We start from the raw sequence: 18602 nt of genomic DNA on the forward strand, positions 1-18602 counted from the left end.
GGTGTCAGCCGCTGTGGACGCCGACCTCGTGGAGGGAGTAGCCCCAGTCGGTGCCGCGGTCCAGCCCCTGGATGCGTACATACCTGGCCGGTGTGCCGACGAATCCGGCCGTGTCCAGGCCGCCGTCGCCGGATGTCGTGGACCAGGCGGTCTGCCAGTGCACGCCGTCGGTGGAGAGCTCGATGCGGTACGACTTGCCGTACGCGCGCTCCCAGTCCAGGGTGACCCGCTTGACGAGCTGGGTGGAGCCGAGGTCGAGCTTGTACCACTGGTCGTCGCTCCAGTCGCTGGCCCAGCGGGTGCCGCGGTCGCCGTCGACGGCCCGGGGCGGCTGGTAGCTGGTGAACAGGCTCCACTCGGACGAACTGGCCGACGCGGTGGCGCCGCGCGCGAGATTGACCCGGGCCTCGTGGGTCTCGGAGGCCGCCCAGGTGTCGAGGTAGGACTCGGCGCCCCGGAAGAGGTCGTCCACCACCTCCTGGCCGCCGACGCGGCGGACGTCCTCGATCCAGTCCGGGACGAGCCCGTAGTGGGCGGCACCGTCGGTGTTCAGGTCCCAGGTGCGCTGGCCGGTGGTCTGCCGGTCGATGACGGAGCCGCCGTCGACGCTCTTGAAGGGGTACGTCACCTTGTTGGCGGCGTCCGCGCCGCGCGGGGCCGGCCAGCCGCCGACGCCGTTCATGTCGGTGCCGTAGCCGTAGCCCACGCCGTACTTGTCGCGCAGCGCCTCGGTGCGGTCCGCCTCCGCGACGAAGCCTTCCGATCCGTGCATGTACTGGGCGATGAAGCCGCCGAGGCCGTAGACCCGTTCGGTCCAGTCGAGATCCATCCAGCTGTGCGAGGAGAGCACGCCGGGGTAGGACTCGGCCTCGAAGATGTCGAGCACCCGGCCGGTGGCCTTGACGCTCATGTGGTCGATCTCCAGCATCATCTTGCGTTTCATCATGCCGCGCACGGCGTACTCGCCCAGTCCGGTGAGCCCGCGCACATTGCACCGGGCGTCCGCGTCGTACGACGGGACGTCGACACCCGCCGGGAGTTCCTTCTCGGCCTCGGGCGCCGCGGCCCCGCCGATGGGGTTGTCGTGCTGCGGGCCCGTGCACTTCTCCGTCTTCCAGAAGGTGCCGGTCGACAGGAACTGGCCGACGTTGATGGCCGTTCCGAGGGTGCCCTCGTCGAAGCGGACGCCGCACAGGGCGTTGTCGAACTTGTGGCACAGGAACATGCTGCGCACGCCGAGCGCGTGCAGCTCGTCCAGCCCCTTGTCGATGTCCGCCTTGCTGCACTGCGGGATGTCCAGGACCTGCTTGCAGCCGAAGGGCTCGGAGGTCTCCACGCCGAGGACGACGGCGAGCTTGCCCTGCCGGACGACCTCGCGGGCCTGCGCGCTGTCGGTGACGATCCGGAACCAGCCCTTGCCGGTCCCGCCGTACATCTTGTCGATGAAGGCCTGCATGTCGTACGTCAGCTTGGCCTGCAGCCGGATGGACGTCATCTCGTCGCAGCCGCGGTCCTTGAAGAAGTACACCGAGCAGATCACGCCGTTGGTGACGAGGTCGTTGACCAGCACGCGCTGGCCGCCGCGCCAGGCCCGCTCCACCCAGGCGTAGTAGTTCTGCTGGTGGGTCAGCGAGTCGTGGGCGGGCCAGTCCTTGAAGGTGGGCCAGCCGACCGGGTCGTGTCTGCCGTCGCCGCCGTTGGTGATGAAGTCGAAGACCGCCAGCGAACCGTCGGGGTAGTGCTCGGGGCAGTCCTTGAGGGCGTCGGCGATGCCGGCCTCGGAGAACGGCTTGCCGCAGATCAGCCGCCCGCCGAAGGCCTCGTTGGAGAACAGGTGGTTGTGCGCGTCGACGAAGCCGCGCACCTCGCCCTGTGCGTTCGTGCCGGTGAAGGGCTCGCCCGTGACGTTGATCTGCGAGTCCGGCGTGGGTCGTGCCGTCGGCACCCACCAGTCGGTGCCGGCCGCCGAGCTGGGGGTCGGGCCCACTGCGACGGCCAGCACGAGGAGGAGGAGCGACACCACGGTGACGTTCTTGCGTCTGCGGTACGGGCGTCCGGCACTGGTCACAGCCCACGTCCCTCGGTCGGCGGGATAGCGGGGTCGAGTTGTCATGACCTCGCAAGATGTGCGACGAGGATCGCGACTCCCGCTTTACGAGTCAAGGGTCCGGGACGGATGACCTGATGACGGAGCGTCGGCTCACACCGCGTGGGTGACCCGGATCTTGGACTGGCCGTGCGGGAGTTCCTCCCAGTCCGTCATGAAGCGGGCCCGCAGACCGTGCTTCTCGGCCAGCGTCAGGAGGGTCTCGGTGCGGTAGTAGAAGTCCTCCCGGAGTACGTGGTGCTCCTCGCCCTCGGTGCGGTCGAAGGTGAAGTCGAACCAGCCGCCGGGGGCCAGCACTCGGCCGACGTTGGCCAGGCACTCCTCGATGACCGGGAGCGGCGAGTGCGAGAAGACGCTGTGCGCGTGCACCACGTCGAAGTGGGCGTCGGGCAGGAACCCGAGGGTCAGATCGCGCACCGGGGTCAGCGTGGGCAGCCGCTGCTGCAGGCCCATCTCCACGACGGTGTCCTGCGCGGCGAAGAGGATGTCGGGTGAGATGTCGATGCCGTAGTAGTGACCGGGCTGAAGGTGGCGGATGAACCGCCAGCCGCCCCGCAGGTTGCCGCACCCGATCTCCAGCATGCGGTGCTCGGGACGCAGACCGTGGCCGAGCAGGTAGTCGAACTGCATCGCCCCCAGCGCCAGCCACCGTTCACGGTTGCGGCTGCCGACCGCCGCGTCCGGGTCGGCCCGGGTGTCGGAGCGCATCACGGCGCGGTAGTAGGAGACGTGGTCGGGGTGGCGGCGGCGCAGCCACATGTCCCGGGCGCTGCGGGCCAGATGGCCCGGTACGCGGTCGGGGTGGCGCAGGGCGTAGGCGAGGCGGTGGCCGAGGGTCGCGCGATTGGCGGTGAGGTTCTTGGCCGGCATGGGTCGTGCCTTCCTGGGGACGCGGGGAGCCGCAGTGGGCGAGGACCGTGCTGGTCGGCGCCATGGGCAGGGCCGTACCACCGAGGATGCTCAAGGGGGCGTCGGCGCGCCACAGGTGCGGGCCGACCGTGACGGTCACCGCAGCGCGTTCGAGCCTCTTCCGGGGGATCCTGGACCGGATGCGGATCGTCTGTGCTGTCGCCGTTCTCGCCGTCGCGAACCTGCTGAACAACTGGCTCGCGCGGAGCCCCGGCATGTATGTGGTCGTGTGCGTGACCGCGACGGCCGTACTGCTGCTGATCGCCCGCTGGGACGGTCTCACCTGGGCCGACCTGGGGCTCGACGCGGCGGGGCTGCGCCGGGGGCTGCGGTGGGGTCCCGTCCTGGTGGGGGTCGTTCTCCTGGTGCTGCTGCTTCTCCTCGCCGTGCCGGCCGGTCGGGAGGCGTTCGATGACTCCAGGGCGGCGGACCTGTCCGTGGGGCAGGTGCTGTGGGTCACGCTGGTGCGGGTGCCGTTGGGGACCGTGCTGCTGGAGGAGACCGCCTTCCGTGGCGTGCTGTGGGCCATGCTCCGGCGCCGGCACGGAACGGCCTGGGCCACCGCCGTGTCGTCGCTGCTGTTCGGGCTGTGGCATCTGCTGCCGTCCCGCGGGCTCAACCGCTCCAACGCCGCCGTAGGCTCGGTCTTCGGCGACGACCCGGCGGGCGTGGCACCGACGGTCGCCCTGGCGATCGCCGCCACGGCCGCCGCCGGTGTCGTCCTGTGCGAGCTGCGCCGCCGCTCGGGCAGCCTGCTGGCGCCCATCGCCCTGCACTGGGCGGTCAACAGCCTCGGTTACGTGTTCGCCTGGGCGGCATCCCGCTGGTGGCTCGACGGCTGAGTCGCCGGGCGAGCCACCGCAGCCGGGCCTGAGACCGCGATCACCCCGGGCCTCAGCAGTCGATCAGCCCAGACCTCAGAAGGCGATCAACCCAGGCCTCAGAAGTTGATCATGTGGCCCGCGAGGCCGTGGACCGCTTCCTTGACCGCCTCGCCGAGGGTGGGGTGGGCGTGGACGTTGCGGGCGACCTCGTGGACGGTCAGGTCCCACTGCTGGGCCAGGGTCAGCTGAGGCAGCAGCTCGGTGACGTCCGGGCCGATGAGGTGGCCGCCGATCAGCTCGCCGTACTTGGCGTCGCTGATCAGCTTCACGAAGCCGGTGGCGTCGCCCAGGCCGTGCGACTTGCCGTTGGCGGTGAACGGGAACTTCGCCACCTGCACGTCGTAGCCCCGCTCGCGGGCCTGGGCCTCGGTGTAGCCGAAGCTGGCGATCTGCGGCTGGCAGTAGGTGGCGCGCGGGATCATCGCGTAGTCCAGCTCCATCGTCTCGGCGTCCGCGATGGTCTCGGCGGCGACGATGCCCATCGCCTCGGCGGCGTGTGCGAGCATCAGCTTCGCCGTCACGTCGCCGATGGCGAAGATGTGCGGGACGGAGGTACGGCAGCGGCCGTCGACGTCGATCGCGCCGCGCTCGGTGACGGTCACGCCGGTCTTGTCCAGGCCGTATCCCTCGACGTTCGGCTGGAAGCCGATCGCCTGCAGCACCTTGTCGGCCTCCAGCACCTGCTGTGCGCCGTCCTTGCCGGTGACCGTGACACGCACCTGCGGGCCGGACTCGTCGACGGCGTCGACGCGGGTGGAGGTCAGCACGTCGATGCCCAACCGCCGGTACTGCTTGGCGAGTTCGGCGGAGACCTCGGCGTCCTCCAGCGGGGTCATCCGGTCCAGGAACTCGACGATGGTGACCTTCACGCCGTAGTTGTGGAGGACGTACGCGAACTCGACGCCGATCGCGCCGGCGCCCGCGATGACGATCGAGCTCGGCAGCTCCTCGGCCAGGATCTGCTCCTCGAAGGTCACCACGCGCGCGCTGCGCCGGGTGCCGGGGAGGAGCTTGGGCGTGGCGCCGGTGGCGATGATGCAGTGGTCGAAGCCGATGGTGCGGGTGTTGCCCTCGTAGTCGGTGACCTGGAGGGTGTTCGGGTCGAGGAAGGTGCCGCGGCCGTCGAACTCCGTGATCTTGTTCTTCTTCATCAGGTAGTGGACGCCCTTGACCCGGCCGTCGGCGACCTTGCGGCTGCGCCGGAACGCCTCGCCGTAGTCGAAGCTGACCTGCCCGTCCACCTTGATGCCGAAGGTCTTCGCCTCGCGGGTGAAGATGTGCGCCAGTTCGGCGTTGCGCAGCAGCGCCTTGCTGGGGATGCAGCCCACGTTCAGACAGACGCCGCCCCAGTACTTCTCCTCCACGACCGCCACCCGCTTGCCCAGCTGGGCGGCGCGGATGGCGGCGACGTAGCCGCCGGGGCCCGCGCCGAGGACCACGACATCGAAGCGCTCGTCCTGCTCGACCATGGAGAGTCTTCCTTCCTGAGGCGACGTCCTGCTCTGCTGGTGCCGGCCTCCGCGAGGAGATCGCGGCGGCTTCTTCCAGCATGACCGCATCCGCGAGGTTGTGCGGGGATACGGGAGGGTGACGGTGATCTCAGGCGGCGGCGCCGGGACGCTCAGGTCGGTTGCCCGGGGTGGTCACGTCGATTGCCCTGGATGGTCAGCCAAGGCACACGAGGTTGAGCACGCAGAGGTTCGCCGGCGAGGTCTCTTCCGGTGCGGGGCTCGTCGGTGATGTGGCGGTTCCGGAGTCGGAGCCGGAGCCGGAGCCGGAGCCGGAGCCGGAGCTGTCGGTCGCCGCCGGGGCCGGCGTCTGCTGCTGCTCGGCCGCCGTGCCACCGCTGTCGCCCGAGGTCGCCCCGCCGGGGGCCGGGGCGGCGGTCTGCGGCTGCGGGACCGTGGTCGCCGTGGGCTGCGGAGTGGCGGGCGCGTCCGGTCGGGTGAACTGCCGCGTGGTGTGCGGCGTGGTGATGCGCTCTTTCGCGGCGTGGGTCGGGGACGGCTTCGAAGGAGAGGCGTCGGTGCGCTTGGCCTCGCGGGTGTCCGGCGGAGTGGACGCAGGGCGGGTGAACTCCGTCTGCTGGTGCTCCGGGAGCTCGGTGTCGGGCCGTTCCGGCGCGGTGGCGGCCTGGGCCTTGTCGCCGGACTGCCGGTCCAGCGCCGAGACGGTCAGGCCACCGCCGACCAGGGCGACGGCCGTGGCCACCACGGCCCGGCGCTGGTTCTTCTTCCAGCGGGCCCGCTGGCGACGCCGCGCCGCCCGGCCCTGCGGGGCCACGGGTACGCCGTCCACGTCGCCGGACGGGCTCGTGGGCGCGGTCTCCTCCGGTTCGGCCGACGGAGCAGCCTCGTCACGGAAGTAGCCGTCGTACCACGCGTCGGCTGCGGGGGTCTGCCCCGCCGCCGTTCCGGTCGCCGCCGCGCCGGGCGGGGCCGACACGACGGTGCCTCCTGCCGCGGAGGGAGCGATGTCCGGGGCGTAGGCGCCGCACCCGGGGCACACGAGGGCCCCGTTGAGGTGCCGACGGCACGAGGAGCAGTAGTCCATCTGCGGTCTTTCCGGTCGCACGAGGTATCGAACGGCCAGAACGCTAACGAGGCTTTGGCCAGGCCGTGTGCAGCCAGAGTGATACTCCTGCGCAGATGTGGCAGGAAGTGTGTGTGAACCATGACCCGCTCAGAGTTCACAGCATCCCTCGCGGCGCATACGGCGGCTCACCTCCAGCCACTCCTCCAGCCACTCCTCGGCCGCCTGCCGCTCTGTCGCGGCGTCGAGGGTGTCGGAGGTGTCGAGGGTGTCGAAGGCGTCCACCAGGTCCGCCTGCTCGAACAGGACGCCGCCGCGCAGGACCGCCACCGTCCGGATCAGGGTGGCGAAGTCGGTGAACGGGTCGCCGTCCACGACCGTGAGATCGGCGAGCTTGCCCTCCTCCAGGGTGCCCAGGTCGGCATCGGCGCCGAAGACGCGCGCGGGCAGCAGCGTGGCGGTGCGCAGCGCCTCGGCGGGCGACAGGCCGGCGCGGTGCAGGGCGCGCAGGGCCAGGTGCAGATGGAGTCCGACCGGGACGATCGGCTGGTCCGTGCCGAGGGCGACCAGACCCCCGCCGGCGAGGATCCGCCGGTAGACGTCCATCTCCCGCCCCAGCGTGGCCAGCTGGGCGTCGGTGGGCGGCTGTCCGGCCTGCTGGCGGACGAGCGCGGTGTCCCACGGCGGCATGAGCGCGGTGACGCGTGGGTCGTCCGCGAGCGCGGGGTCGGCGCCCAGCAGGGCGATGGCCGTGAACGGGGTCGCGACGAGGTGGAAGCCGGTGGCGGTGTAGATCTCCTCGACGTCCTGGTAGGCACGCCCCGTCGCCGAGGTCGCGTGCCCGTACTCCAGGCGCTGCGTCGCCTGCAGATGGGTCGTCAGGTCCTGGCCCAGCTGCACCCCCGGCGTGCACAGGTGGCTGCCGCTGCGCACGCCGAGCCGCTGGTGTCCGAAGTCCGCGGCCTCCTTCATCACCCAGCCCGGGGCCCGTACGTACGTCTTCACGAAGTCCCAGTCCAGAGCCGCCCCGCGGGCCAGCGAGCGGCGCAGGCCGGCGCGGGTCCGGTGGGCGCGGCCCATGCTGTAGGCGACCCGCGCCCCGTCGAGCAGTTCCCCGGTGGTCAGCAGCCGGGGTCCGGCGAGGGCCCCGGCGGCGACCGCCTCCCGGATGCGGGCCTGTTCGTAGGCGAAGCCGCCCAGGGAGACGGCCGTCGTGATGCCGTACGCGAGCTGGAGTGCGGTCTGGCGGCCGCCGTACGTGGTCTGCCAGGGGTGGGTGTGCGCGTCCCACAGGCCCGGGATCACGGTGCGGTCGCTCGCGTCGACATGGTGTGCGGCCGGGTGGCGGCCGGTGCGGTGCGGGACCACTTCCGCGATACGGCCGTCGCGGATCACGACATCGATGTTCTCGCGTACGTCCGAGCCGGTGCCGTCCCAGAAACGGCCCGCGTGCACGACTGTGTCTGCCGGGCGGGGTCTGCGGTAGTCCAGTGGGACGCGGACGGTACGGGCCCTGCCGTCGGCGATGTCGATCAGGCGCAGGGTGCCCGCGGAGAGGTGGAGCAGGGTGCGGGCGTCGGCGGACCAGGACGGGTGGTCGGCGGGTTCGGTGGTGAGCGGGCGGGGCTCGCCGTCCGGGGTGCCGTCGGGCCGCACGGGCAGCAGCCACAGCGCCGACTCGGCGACCACGGCCATCCAGCGGCCGTCCGGGGACCAGACGGGGCCGGAGTCGTAGCGGTCGGAGAGGGAGGTGTGCGGGGCGAGTGCGTGCAGGGCGGCCGTGCCGGTGGCCGTGTCGATGACGCGGATGAGGTTGTAGCCCTCGCGGAAGCGCCGGCCCAGGCGGTTCCGGTCGCACAGCGCCACATACCGGCCGTCGGGCGACCAGCTGGGGCGGCCGGGCAGCCCGCCCGCGCCGAGCGGTGCGGCCAGGACCCGTTCGCCGCCGTCGGGCAGGTCGCGCACCACCAGGTTGCCGGACATGTCCAGGCAGGCCAGCCGCGCCCCGTCGGGCGACAGGGCGGGGAAGACACGGCCGCCCGCGGCGAGTACGGCCTCCGCGCCGGAGCGCAGGTCGCGGCGCCGTACGGTGAACAGTCCGTCGCGGTCGTCGGCGTAGACCAGCGCCGTGCCGTCGGGCGTCCAGGTCGGGGCCAGCACATAGCGGCTCGGGGGGACTTGGAGGACCTTGCGGGGTGCGCCGCCCCCGGTCGTCCCGGCGGTCCACAGCGCGTTGAGCGCGGCGAAGGCGACGCTGCGGCCGTCCGGTGACAGGGCGGGCAGGTGCAGCGCGCGGACGGGACGGATGCCGTCGCCCTCGAAGTCGTACATCTTCACCCGGTAGCGGGGCCGGTGCACGGGCAGCGTGGCCGTGAACGGGATCTCCTCGCCGTCGCCGGGCGCGTCCGGGTCGATCAGCCGGAAGTGTCCGTCGACCGTCAGGAGCAGGCGCTCGTCGTCCGCCCAGCGGGGCGGTGCGGGGAGGACGTCGCCCCGCACGGCGACCGGCTCGCCGTCCACGACGAGGGTGCAGGAGGCCGCGGGCGAGGCCGTGGTGCGCAGATGGGCCAGGCGTCCGGCGGGTGACACGGCCGGGGTCATCACCTGGGCGCCGGAGTCATCGGTGTACTCGGTGGTGACCGGGCCCGAGCCGTCGGCGGCCACGGACGCGATGGTGGTCGCGCGCAGGGTGCCCGTGGCGGTGACGGCACCGCGCACGAAGAGCACGCGCTCCCCGTCGGGCGACCACGTCGGGTCGGAGTCCTCCCAGTCGGTGTCCTGCCCGGGACCTGGCTGGCCGGGGCGCCCGGTGAGCCGGGTCAGCGCTCCGGTGCGCACGTCCACGACCCAGACGCGGTACGGGGCGCCGGTCACGGTGTCGCCGCCCCGCTCGGAGGCGAACGCCATCCGGGTGCCGTCCGGCGACCAGGCCGGCCCCCGGTCGTCCCACGGCCCGTCGGTGAGCTGCCGCAGCCCGGTGCCGTCGGGCCGCAGGGTCCAGAGGTGGAAGCCTCCGTCGCGGTAGGCGCACACGACGAGGCGGCTGCCGTCGGGTGAGAACTGCGGGCGGGTGGGTTCGAGGCCGGGCTGGGTGAGCGGGACGGCGGTGCCGCCCTTGCGCGGGATGGACCAGAGCACGTTCTGGATCTCGGCGACCAGCCGGTCCCCCGAGGGGGCGAGGGTCGCAGAACCGCCCGTGGCGGCCGTGAAGGAGAGGGTGGTGGTGGCGGAGGCGGCGGCCGTGCCCGGCGTACCGACGGTGGCGAGTGCGGTGGCGGTGGCGGTGGCCTGGAGGAATCTGCGGCGGGAGAGCGGGCCGTAACCGGTGGCTTCCGAGGTGCCTTGGGTGTCCAAAAGAGCTCCCAGTGCGCGGAGTTGGCATGCCGGACAGGAGAGACCACTGGTGGCAACGTACGGGGTGGGGCCGGGTTACGGGTCCCGCCCCGGCGTTTCTCGACCGTTGCGGCCGCTCGACGTTGCGGCCGCTCGACGTTTCTCGGCCGTTGCCGGCCTTACGGCGCTTCCGGTTCGCCGCGCACCGCTCCGCCACGCACAGCTCCGCCGCCGAGAGCGCGGACGGGCGGGGACCGCGGGTATGGTCTTGATCATGGCTGGTGAACGTGACCTGCAGAAACTGCTCAGCGGTATGCGCCCGGAGCTGAATCCGGGCCGCTATGTGTTCACCACGGTGGAGGGCGGCGTCCCCGCCGGAGTCACCCCGGTGGTCACGGTCGCCGAGCCGGAGGGCCGCACCTTGGTCGCCCGGCAGGAGGAGGCCGACGCGGCGGGACTGGCCTACGACTACGTGGCCGGCTGGATCACGCTGCGCGTCCACTCGGCGCTGGAGGCGGTGGGCCTGACGGCCGCGGTCTCCCGGGCACTCGCCGACGCCGGCCTGAGCTGCAACGTCGTCGCGGGCTTCCACCACGACCACCTGTTCGTGCCGGTCGAGGACGCCGGCCGGGCGGTGGCCGTGCTGGTGGACCTGGCGCGCCGCTCCGGCTGAGGCTAGACCAGGAAGAGCAGTTGGACGGCGACGAGTACGTCGACCACGCCGCACCACTCGGCGAACGTTCGGGCGACGACCCTGTCGAGCCACAGGTGCACGAAGTCCCAGACGCCGTGGCAGAACCAGCCGGCCGCGACCAGATACCGGCCCAGGTCCGGATCCACCGCCAGCCCGGCCGGCGCGAGCCCGCAGAAGACGAGCGCGCCCACGGCCTGGACCCCGAAGACGGCCCGTCCGTGCGGAGTCCCGCGCACGGCACCCCAGACCAGGACGGCCAGCGCGAGGGCGACGAGGACCGTCGACGGGGCGACCGCGCCCTGGAGGGGAAGGGCGAACACGGCCACCAGCCCGGCCCCGAGCACCGGCCAGGTGGCGCGCGGGCTGCCGATCTGATGGACGATCAGATAGATCAGGGGCAGCAGCGGCAGGGTCTCCCCGAAGCCGCCCACGGCGTCGGCCACGTCCTGCGAGCCGGATCCGATCAGGTTGAGGGCGACGACCGCGGCGGCCAGCGCCGTCGGCCAGCGTCGCCTGAGCACCGCGGCCGGGTGCGGTCGCTCCGCCGTCGCGTGGGGTGTCGGGGTGGACATGGGGACCTCCGGGTTGTGAAGTCGTACGGGAGCGGCGAGTTCGCGCGGGAAGGCCACGGCTCACGGCGCACGGCCGCGATCGGGTGCGGCACGGCGGCTAACTGTCAGCGAGTCGGCCCTGACGACGTCCAGCCGGAGCAGCGGGAACAGCAGGAGCAGCGGCGCGAACATCACGGCGCACATCTCCAGCGTGCTCGCCCAGCCATGACGACGGCGGCGCATCCAGACCGCCATCCCGACCGACATGTCGAACGCCATCTCCAGGGATGCCATGCCTGCATGACGGCTCTCCTCCGGTACGGGGGCGGGGTATCTGTTCGACACCTCCACCCTGTGCCGTGGCGAGGCGCACCGGCAGTGCCGAATCCCCCTGTGCGGACGTGGTGTTGTCACGTCCTCGCGTGACATCTGTCATGCGGCTTGAGCCACAATGACCGGATGGGGGACGGGTCGATCGATCGCGAGGCGGCGGGGCTGCACAGCCTTGGCCGCTCCATGTGGTGGACCGTGCCGGGGATGACCGCGGGTGTCCTGGCCGTGTTCGTCGGCGAGTGGGTCCTCGACGGCGACGTCCCGCTGTGGGCCCGCGGCCCGGCCGCCGTCGCGCTGGCCGTCGAGGTGTGGGCGTGCGTCGTACTGCTGAGCCGACGGCTGGCACTCCTGCCGGTGTCCGACCCGCACCCCGGTGGACCGCCCTTGGGCCGACTGGCCATCGCGGCCGGGGCCGCGGTCGTGCTCGCGGCGCTCCCCCTGGCCCTGCGCGACTACGGGTTGTGGCCGGTCGCGCCCGCCCTGGTGGTGGCGATCGTCGCCACGTATCTCCCGCCGCGCCGCAGGCGGCTGCTGATCGCGGGCGCGGTGGTCCTCGCGCCGCTGCCCGGGGGCGTCGTGAGCCTGGCCGAGGGGGACGGGGAACTGGCGTACGCCACGCTGTTCCCGGCCGGGCTCGTCGCCTTCACGGCCTGGGTTACGCTCGGCCCGCTGTGGGCCTGGGACACGGCACGGCGGCTGCACGAAGCGCGGCGTCTGGAGGCGGAGCTGGCGGTCCGGGAGGAACGGCTGCGGTTCGCCGCCGAGCTGCACGACATCCAGGGTCATCACCTCCAAGTGATCGCGCTGAAGAGCGAGTTGGCGGAACGGCTCGTCGAGCTGGACCCGGCGCGTGCCGCCGCGGAGATGAAGGAGGTACGGCGGCTGTCGGCGGACGCCCTCGGTGACACCCGTGCCGTGGTGCAGGGGTACCGTCGTACGACTTTGGACGACGAGATCACCAACGCGACCCGGGTGCTGGCCGCCGCCGGAATCGACGTGCGGACGACCCTGGATCCCGCCGCCGTGGCCCCCGGCCTCACCGACGCCGCCCGTCATCTCCTCGGCCTGGTGATGCGGGAGGCCACCACCAACGTGCTCCGGCACAGCAGGGCCGGGCAGGCCCGGGTCGACTACCGGATCGAGGGCGGTCTGGCCCGCCTGCGGGTGGCCAACGACGGCGCGGAGGAGCATCCCGCCGCCCTGGAGGGCACGGGGCTGCGCAGCCTCGCCGAGCGGCTGGGGGCGGCCGGCGGCGAGCTGACCTGGAACCACGACAGCGACCGCTTCGCGGTCACGGCCGTACTGCCGGCGAAGTCCCCGCACGCGCCACACCCGCCGCACCCCACGGACGGAGCCGCCCGATGATCCGCCTGCTGATCGCCGACGACGAGGACCTGCTCAGAAGCGCCCTGGCCGCCCTGCTCACGCTGGAGCAGGACGTCACCGTCGTCGCCGAGGCGGCCACCTCCACCGACGCGGTACGGCTGGCCCGCGAGCACCGCCCCGACATCGCCGTCCTCGACCTGGAGATGCCGCCGACCGACGGACTGCGGGCCGCCGAGGAGATCAGGGCCGAACTGCCCACGCATGTCGTCCTGGTGACGCGGCACGCCCGTCCTGCCGTACTGCGTCGGGCGCTGGCCGCCGGGGTACGCGGCTTCGTCCCCAAGACGACCCCGGCGGCCCGGCTGGCGGAGATCATCCGCGACATCGCCGCCGGCCGCCGCTATGTGGACCCGGACATCGCCGCCTCGGCACTGACCGAGGACGACTGCCCCCTGACCGAGCGCGAACTGGAGGTCCTGCGAGCGGCCCGGACCGGCGCGTCGATCGCCGAGATCGCCGCCCGCGTCCATCTGGCCCCCGGCACGGTGCGCAACTACCTCTCCGCGGCCATGTCCAAGCTGGGCGTGCCGACCCGTCACGCGGCGGCGCACCGCGCCTGGGAGCAGGGGTGGATCTGAGGCCGCGCCGGCTGTCCGGAGCGAAAATTTCGCGGAATCCGGCGACTCTTTCCCGTGGGCGAGCGCCTGGCGCATAGTGAGGGCGCTGTCCTTCGACCCCACAGAGGAACGAGATGACGCGGAAGAAGGCCCTGGTGGTCCGAGGCGGATGGGAGGGGCACCAGCCGGTCCGGGCCACGGAGTTGTTCCTGCCCTTCCTCCGCGGCAGCGGATACGACGTCAGGATCGAGGAGTCGACCGATGTCTACGCCGACGCCGCCGAGATGGCCCGCACCGATCTCGTCGTGCAGTGCGTCACGATGTCGGAGATCACCGCCGAGCAGCTGGCGGGGCTGAGCGCGGCGGTCGTGGCCGGCACCGGCTTCACCGGCTGGCACGGCGGCATCGCCGACTCGTTCCGCGCCTCCGCCGACTATCTGCACCTGGTGGGAGGGCAGTTCGCGGCCCACCCGGGCAAGGAGCCGTGCGCCCGCCGGGGAGTTCAGGAGGACAACTACCTGCCGCACGTCGTCGCCATCACGGAGCTCGGCCGCGCCCACCCCGTCACCGCGGGCATCGAGGACTTCGAACTGGACACCGAGCAGTACTGGGTGCTCCACGACGACCTGATCGACGTCCTGGCCACCACCACCCATCCCACCCGGCCGTGGCAGCCCTGGCACCGGCCGGTCCGCTCGCCCGCGGTCTGGACCCGCCGATGGGGCGCCGGCCGCGTCGTGGTCACGACCCCGGGGCACAGCCTCGACGTGCTGGAGAACCCCAGCGTCCGCACCATCATCGAAAGGGGCATGCTGTGGGCGACCCGCACCGCGTCGGCGTCGTAGGTCTCGGAGTCATCTCCCGCGCGTACCTGGACACGCTCGTCGGCCGTCCCGCGCTGCGCGTCACCGCGGTCGCCGACCTCGACGCCGCCCGGTCGGCGGCGGTCGCCGCCGAACTGCCCGGCGTCGAGGCGATGTCCGTCGAGTCGTTGCTGAGCAGCCCGGACGTGGACACGGTGCTGAACCTCACCGTCCCCGCCGCCCATGCCGAGATCGCCCTCGGCGCGATCCGTCACGGCAAGAGCGTCTACGGGGAGAAGCCGCTGGCCGCCGACTTCCCTGCCGCCCAGGCCGTCATGGCGGCCGCCGACCGGGCAGCGGTCGGTGTGGGGTGCGCGCCGGACACCGTGCTCGGCACAGGCATCCAGACGGCGCGGGCGGCGGTGGCGGCGGGGAGCGTCGGACGCCCCCTGTTCGCCTCGGCCGTGCTGGTCACGCCGGGACACGAACGCTGGCATCCCCACCCCGACTTCTACTACGCCTTGGGGGGCGGCCCGCTGCTGGACATGGGGCCGTACTACCTCACCTCGCTGGTCCATCTGCTGGGCCCGGTGCGTGCCGTGATCGGGGCGTCCAGCCGGCTGCGCGCCGAGCGCGTCATAGGTTCCGGGCCGCGTGCGGGCGAGCGGATACCGGTCGAGGTGGACAGTCATGTCTCCGGGGTGCTGGAGCATGCGAGCGGGGCCCTGACGACGATCACGACGAGCTTCGACGGTGTCACCAGCACGGCCGCGCCGATCGAGGTCCACGGCGAGACGGGGACGCTGGCGGTGCCGGATCCGAACCACTTCGACGGTGCGGTACGGCTCTTCGAACTCGGCGGCACCGAGTGGCGCACGCTGCCGCCCTCGGCGGGTTACGCCGACGGCGCACGGGGCGTCGGTCTGCTCGACTTCATCGCCGCCGACGGGCGACGGGCGCCCCGCGCGAGCGGCGAACTCGCCCTGCATGTGCTGGAGACGATGAGCGCCCTGCTCCGCTCGTCGGCCGAGGGGCGGCGCATCGAGCTGACGACGTCGGCGAAGCCGCCCGCCCTTGTTCCGCTGACGGCGGCCGAGGAGTGGCGAGGAGAGGAGACGGCGTCCGCCGGCCCCGCGGCGCGGTGAGGCGGACGGGTGGGCGCAGCCGCGGCGGCGGATCGCCGCCCGGGTGCATGAGTGTCCCGGGTGTCAGTCCACGTCCCAGGTGTGCGCGGGCGCGTTGAGATGCATGTAGTCCATGTACGTCATGGTCATCCGCCGCAGCGCCTCCCGGCGGTCGCAGGTGGCGGCCTTCTCCAGGTGGTGGACGGTCTCCGCCTGCCACAGGGCGCCGTTGCGGGCGGCGACGCAGCGCTGCTCGACGATGCCCAGCAGGGGCTCGCGCCACCCCGCGTCCATGCCGGCCAGCTCCAGGCCCCGATGGGCCAGCGGCAGCAGGCGCCTCAACACCAGTTCGGTGACCGGCACTTCGCCCATGCCGGGCCAGTACAGGCGGGCGTCGATGCCGTCGCGGGCCGCGGCGTGGAGGTTCTCCTCGGCGACCGAGAACGACATCCGCGTCCACAGCGGCCGGTCCTCGTCGACCAGGGCGCGGGTCAGGCCGTAGTAGAAGGCTCCGTTGGCGATGATGTCGGCCACGGTGGGGCCGGCGGGCAGGACCCGGTTCTCGATGCGCAGATGTGGACCGCTGTCGGTGACGGCGTAGACGGGGCGGTTCCAGCGGTAGATGGTGCCGTTGTGCAGCGTCAGTTCCCCCAGTTGCGGAACGTCGCCGCGGTCGAGCACCTCCCGCGGGTCCTCGTCGTCGCACAGCGGCAGCAGCGCGGGGTAGTAGCGCACGTTCTCCTCGAACAGGTCGAAGACGCTGGTGATCCACCGCTCTCCGAACCACACCCGGGGCCGTACTCCCTGGGCCTTGATCTCCTGCGGACGGGTGTCGGTGGCCTGCTCGAACAGCGGGATACGGGTCTCTCGCCACAGTTCCCTGCCGAAGAGGAAGGGCGAGTTGGCCGCCAGGGCGATCTGCACGCCGGCGATGGCCTGGGCCGCGTTCCAGTAGTCCGCGAACTGCCGGGGAGCGACCTGGAGATGGAACTGGGTGCTGGTGCAGGCGGCCTCGGGGGTGATGGTGTCGGCGTACGTCGACAGCCGCTCCACGCCGTCCACCGTGATCCGCAGGTCCTCGCCGCGGGCCGCGAAGATCTGCTCGTTGAGCAGCTTGTAGCGCGGATCGCCGGACAGGGCGGCCTCGCCCACGTCCGTCTCCCCCAGGGTCGGCAGGATGCCGATCATGATCAGATGCGCGCCGACGGCCGAGGCGCGCTCCTCGGCGTGGTTGAGCGCGTCGCGGATCGCCTGTTCCCAGGCGCCGGGGCCACCGGCCGTCAGCTGCCGGGGCGGGATGTTGATCTCCAGGTTGAAGCGGCCCAGCTCGCTCGACCAGGCGGGGTCGGCGATCGCCTGGAGGACCTCGGTGTTCCGCATCGCCGGCAGCGCGTTCTCGTCCACCAGGTTGAGTTCGATCTCCAGCCCGACCTGGGGGCGCTCGCTCTCGAAGGTCGACTCGCGCAGCATCTGCGCCAGCACATCGAGGCAGGTGTGCATCTTCTCCCGGTACCGACGGCGATCCTCCCGCGTGAACACCAGGGCCGGCACGTCACGTCCCATCGTGCCCTCCCGAGTTCCCTCGGCGGATACCTCTCGTCCCAGCGTCGCACCTCGGACGGAACCCGGACAGTCAGGGCACGGCCGCATCCGCCGCGGGCCTCCCTCCGGGGCCCGGTCCCCTCTTGTCGTCTCCTCCGGCCCCACCTAGCCTGATTTTGTGCCGCTAATAAACAAAGCCCGAAAGCACAACGTCGTGCCGGGCGCCAAAAGCGACCTCACCCGTCTTCGCATCGCCCTCACCGCCTTCTTCGCCCTCGACGGCTTTCTCTTCGCCGGCTGGGTCGTCCGCATCCCCGCGATCAAGCACCAGACCGGCGCCTCCGCCGGCGCCCTCGGTCTCGCCCTCCTCGGCGTCTCCGCCGGCGCCGTCCTCACCATGATGCTCACCGGCCGGCTCTGCCGCCGTCATGGCAGCCACCAGGTCACCGTCGTCTGCGCCGTCCTGCTCTCGCTCAGTGTCGCCCTGCCCCCGCTCACCCACTCCGTACCGGCACTGGGCGCCGTCCTGTTGGTCTTCGGAGCGGCCTACGGCGGAATCAACGTGGCCTTCAACAGCGCCGCCGTGGCTCTGGTCACCGCTCTGCGCCGGCCCGTCATGCCCAGCTTCCACGCGGCCTTCAGCCTGGGCGGCATGGTCGGCGCGGGCCTCGGCGGGCTGGTCGCCGGGACCCTCTCCCCCACCCGGCACCTGATGGGCCTCGCCGTCATCGGGCTGCTGGTGACGGTGGTCGCGGGCCGTACCCTGCTGCGCCATGAACCGCCGACGACCGCGAACCGCGCACTCACCACGCCCGACACCCCGCGCCGCCCGGACCCCAGGACGCGCCCACTGGTGATCGTCTTCGGCCTGATCGCCCTGTGCACGGCCTACGGCGAAGGCGCCATGGCCGACTGGGGCGCCCTGCACCTGCAACAGGACCTCGACGCCTCGCCCGGCGTCGCGGCCGTCGGCTACTCCTGCTTCGCGCTGGCCATGACCATCGGCCGGCTCACCGGTACGGCCCTCCTCGAACGGCTCGGCCACGGCCGTACCGTCGTCGCGGGCGGCGCCACCGCGGCGGCCGGGATGCTGCTCGGCTCGCTCTCGCCCTCCCTCTGGGCGGCACTGCTCGGTTACGCGGTCACCGGGCTCGGTCTCGCCAACCTCTTCCCGGTGGCCGTGGAACGCGCGGGCTCCCTCGCCGGCCCCAGCGGCGTGGCGACCGCCTCCACTCTCGGCTACGGCGGCATGCTCCTCGGGCCACCCGCCATCGGTTTCATGGCCGACTGGTTCTCCCTGCCCGTCGCCCTCACCAGCGTCGCCGTACTGGCGGCGATCGCCACCGCCATCGGGCTCGCGACGCGACGTGCGACGCCCAACTGACCTGATCGTCCGGGCAGTTCTGCCCTGCCGGACTGCCCGGCCCGCCGTCGGTCCGCATCATGACCGGATGGCACGACTCCGCGACCTCGTCATCGACTGTGCCCGCCCGGCCGCCACGGCCCGCTTCCGGGCCGCCGCCCTCGACGGTTACGCCGTCGCCCCCTACGACGGCGCCGAGCTCGCGCGTCTTCGCGCGCAGGCCGTCGCCGGTACGGAGGACGACCCGACCGTGCTCGTCGAGCCCCGTGACGGCGGCCCCCGCCTGTGGTGTCAGCTCGTGCCGGAGCCCAAGCGCGGGAAGAGCCGCCCGCACCTGGACCTGGGTGCGTCGATCCGGAGGCCGAGATCGGCCGGCTCACCGCCCTCGGCGCGACCGTCCAGGCCCGCCACGAGGACCACTGGGTGCCGGCGGACCCCGAGGGCAACGAGTTCCGCCTGTTCCCCACCCCGCCCTGAACACCCC

Annotated in this window: 16 protein-coding genes and 1 pseudogene; 9 read left to right on the forward strand and 8 right to left on the reverse strand. The window is 72.3% G+C overall.

What is annotated here, in order from left to right; all coding sequences use genetic code 11:
• Positions 1-4: 4 nt before the first annotated feature.
• A complete protein-coding gene (locus AQI70_RS22480; RefSeq protein ID WP_062152861.1) occupies positions 5-2068 on the reverse strand; it encodes a galactose-binding domain-containing protein in 2064 nt (687 codons plus the stop codon).
• A 132-nt stretch (positions 2069-2200) separates the two neighbouring features.
• Positions 2201-2977, reverse strand: coding sequence for a class I SAM-dependent methyltransferase (locus AQI70_RS22485; RefSeq protein WP_062152863.1), 777 nt, complete (start codon positions 2975-2977; stop codon positions 2201-2203).
• 128 nt (positions 2978-3105) lie between these two features.
• Here AQI70_RS22485 and AQI70_RS22490 point away from each other — a divergent pair, with 128 nt between their 5' ends.
• Positions 3106-3858: a CPBP family intramembrane glutamic endopeptidase gene (locus tag AQI70_RS22490; RefSeq protein WP_244181793.1), complete on the forward strand. Its 753-nt coding sequence runs from the start codon at positions 3106-3108 to the stop codon at positions 3856-3858.
• Between the two features lie 98 nt (positions 3859-3956).
• Here the strand turns inward: AQI70_RS22490 and lpdA are convergent, their stop codons facing one another.
• The 3 genes from lpdA to AQI70_RS22505 form a co-directional block, all read right to left on the reverse strand.
• Positions 3957-5369 (reverse strand): dihydrolipoyl dehydrogenase, encoded by a 1413-nt coding sequence (gene lpdA, locus AQI70_RS22495; protein WP_062152865.1) that lies wholly within the window; start codon positions 5367-5369, stop codon positions 3957-3959.
• Positions 5370-5565: 196 nt separating this feature from the next.
• Complete coding sequence (locus tag AQI70_RS38665; RefSeq protein WP_062152867.1) at positions 5566-6453, reverse strand: SCO2400 family protein; 888 nt, start codon at positions 6451-6453, stop codon at positions 5566-5568.
• Positions 6454-6582: 129 nt separating this feature from the next.
• Entirely contained in the window at positions 6583-9786 is a 3204-nt protein-coding gene (locus tag AQI70_RS22505; RefSeq protein WP_062152869.1) for an amidohydrolase family protein, read from the reverse strand.
• Between the two features lie 253 nt (positions 9787-10039).
• Between AQI70_RS22505 and AQI70_RS22510 the strand changes: the two genes are divergently transcribed.
• Positions 10040-10438 (forward strand): ACT domain-containing protein, encoded by a 399-nt coding sequence (locus AQI70_RS22510; RefSeq protein WP_062153122.1) that lies wholly within the window; start codon positions 10040-10042, stop codon positions 10436-10438.
• 2 nt (positions 10439-10440) lie between these two features.
• Here AQI70_RS22510 and AQI70_RS22515 read toward each other — a convergent pair whose 3' ends face one another.
• Both AQI70_RS22515 and AQI70_RS22520 read right to left on the reverse strand, forming a co-directional pair.
• Complete coding sequence (locus AQI70_RS22515) at positions 10441-11031, reverse strand: hypothetical protein (RefSeq protein ID WP_062152871.1); 591 nt, start codon at positions 11029-11031, stop codon at positions 10441-10443.
• 60 nt (positions 11032-11091) lie between these two features.
• Positions 11092-11304: a hypothetical protein gene (locus tag AQI70_RS22520; protein ID WP_208607415.1), complete on the reverse strand. Its 213-nt coding sequence runs from the start codon at positions 11302-11304 to the stop codon at positions 11092-11094.
• Positions 11305-11469: 165 nt separating this feature from the next.
• Between AQI70_RS22520 and AQI70_RS22525 the strand changes: the two genes are divergently transcribed.
• The 4 genes from AQI70_RS22525 to AQI70_RS22540 all read left to right on the forward strand — a co-directional run bounded on the left by AQI70_RS22525 (position 11470) and on the right by AQI70_RS22540 (position 15234).
• On the forward strand, positions 11470-12708 hold the full coding sequence (locus AQI70_RS22525; RefSeq protein ID WP_062152873.1) for a sensor histidine kinase: 1239 nt from the start codon (positions 11470-11472) through the stop codon (positions 12706-12708).
• Positions 12705-13307: a response regulator transcription factor gene (locus AQI70_RS22530; RefSeq protein ID WP_062152875.1), complete on the forward strand. Its 603-nt coding sequence runs from the start codon at positions 12705-12707 to the stop codon at positions 13305-13307. Before AQI70_RS22525 ends, AQI70_RS22530 begins: the two co-directional genes overlap by 4 nt.
• 113 nt (positions 13308-13420) lie before the next feature.
• Complete coding sequence (locus tag AQI70_RS22535) at positions 13421-14131, forward strand: ThuA domain-containing protein (protein WP_062152877.1); 711 nt, start codon at positions 13421-13423, stop codon at positions 14129-14131.
• Positions 14101-15234, forward strand: coding sequence for a Gfo/Idh/MocA family protein (locus tag AQI70_RS22540; protein WP_062152879.1), 1134 nt, complete (start codon positions 14101-14103; stop codon positions 15232-15234). Before AQI70_RS22535 ends, AQI70_RS22540 begins: the two co-directional genes overlap by 31 nt.
• Positions 15235-15297: 63 nt before the next feature.
• Here the strand turns inward: AQI70_RS22540 and AQI70_RS22545 are convergent, their stop codons facing one another.
• A complete protein-coding gene (locus tag AQI70_RS22545) occupies positions 15298-16776 on the reverse strand; it encodes a glutamate-cysteine ligase family protein (RefSeq protein ID WP_004003252.1) in 1479 nt (492 codons plus the stop codon).
• A gap of 193 nt (positions 16777-16969) precedes the next feature.
• Between AQI70_RS22545 and AQI70_RS22550 the strand changes: the two genes are divergently transcribed.
• From AQI70_RS22550 to AQI70_RS40810, 3 genes and pseudogenes are all read left to right on the forward strand, one after another.
• A complete protein-coding gene (locus AQI70_RS22550; RefSeq protein ID WP_062152881.1) occupies positions 16970-18139 on the forward strand; it encodes an MFS transporter in 1170 nt (389 codons plus the stop codon).
• Positions 18140-18206: 67 nt separating this feature from the next.
• Positions 18207-18407: pseudogene (locus AQI70_RS40805) on the forward strand (VOC family protein); the annotation flags it as partial.
• Positions 18407-18595 (forward strand): VOC family protein, encoded by a 189-nt coding sequence (locus AQI70_RS40810; RefSeq protein ID WP_341845963.1) that lies wholly within the window; start codon positions 18407-18409, stop codon positions 18593-18595. The pseudogene AQI70_RS40805 and the gene AQI70_RS40810, both read left to right, overlap by 1 nt.
• The last annotated feature ends 7 nt before the right edge of the window (positions 18596-18602 follow it).

Source organism: Streptomyces curacoi (genome assembly GCF_001513975.1).
GTDB lineage: Bacteria > Actinomycetota > Actinomycetes > Streptomycetales > Streptomycetaceae > Streptomyces > Streptomyces curacoi.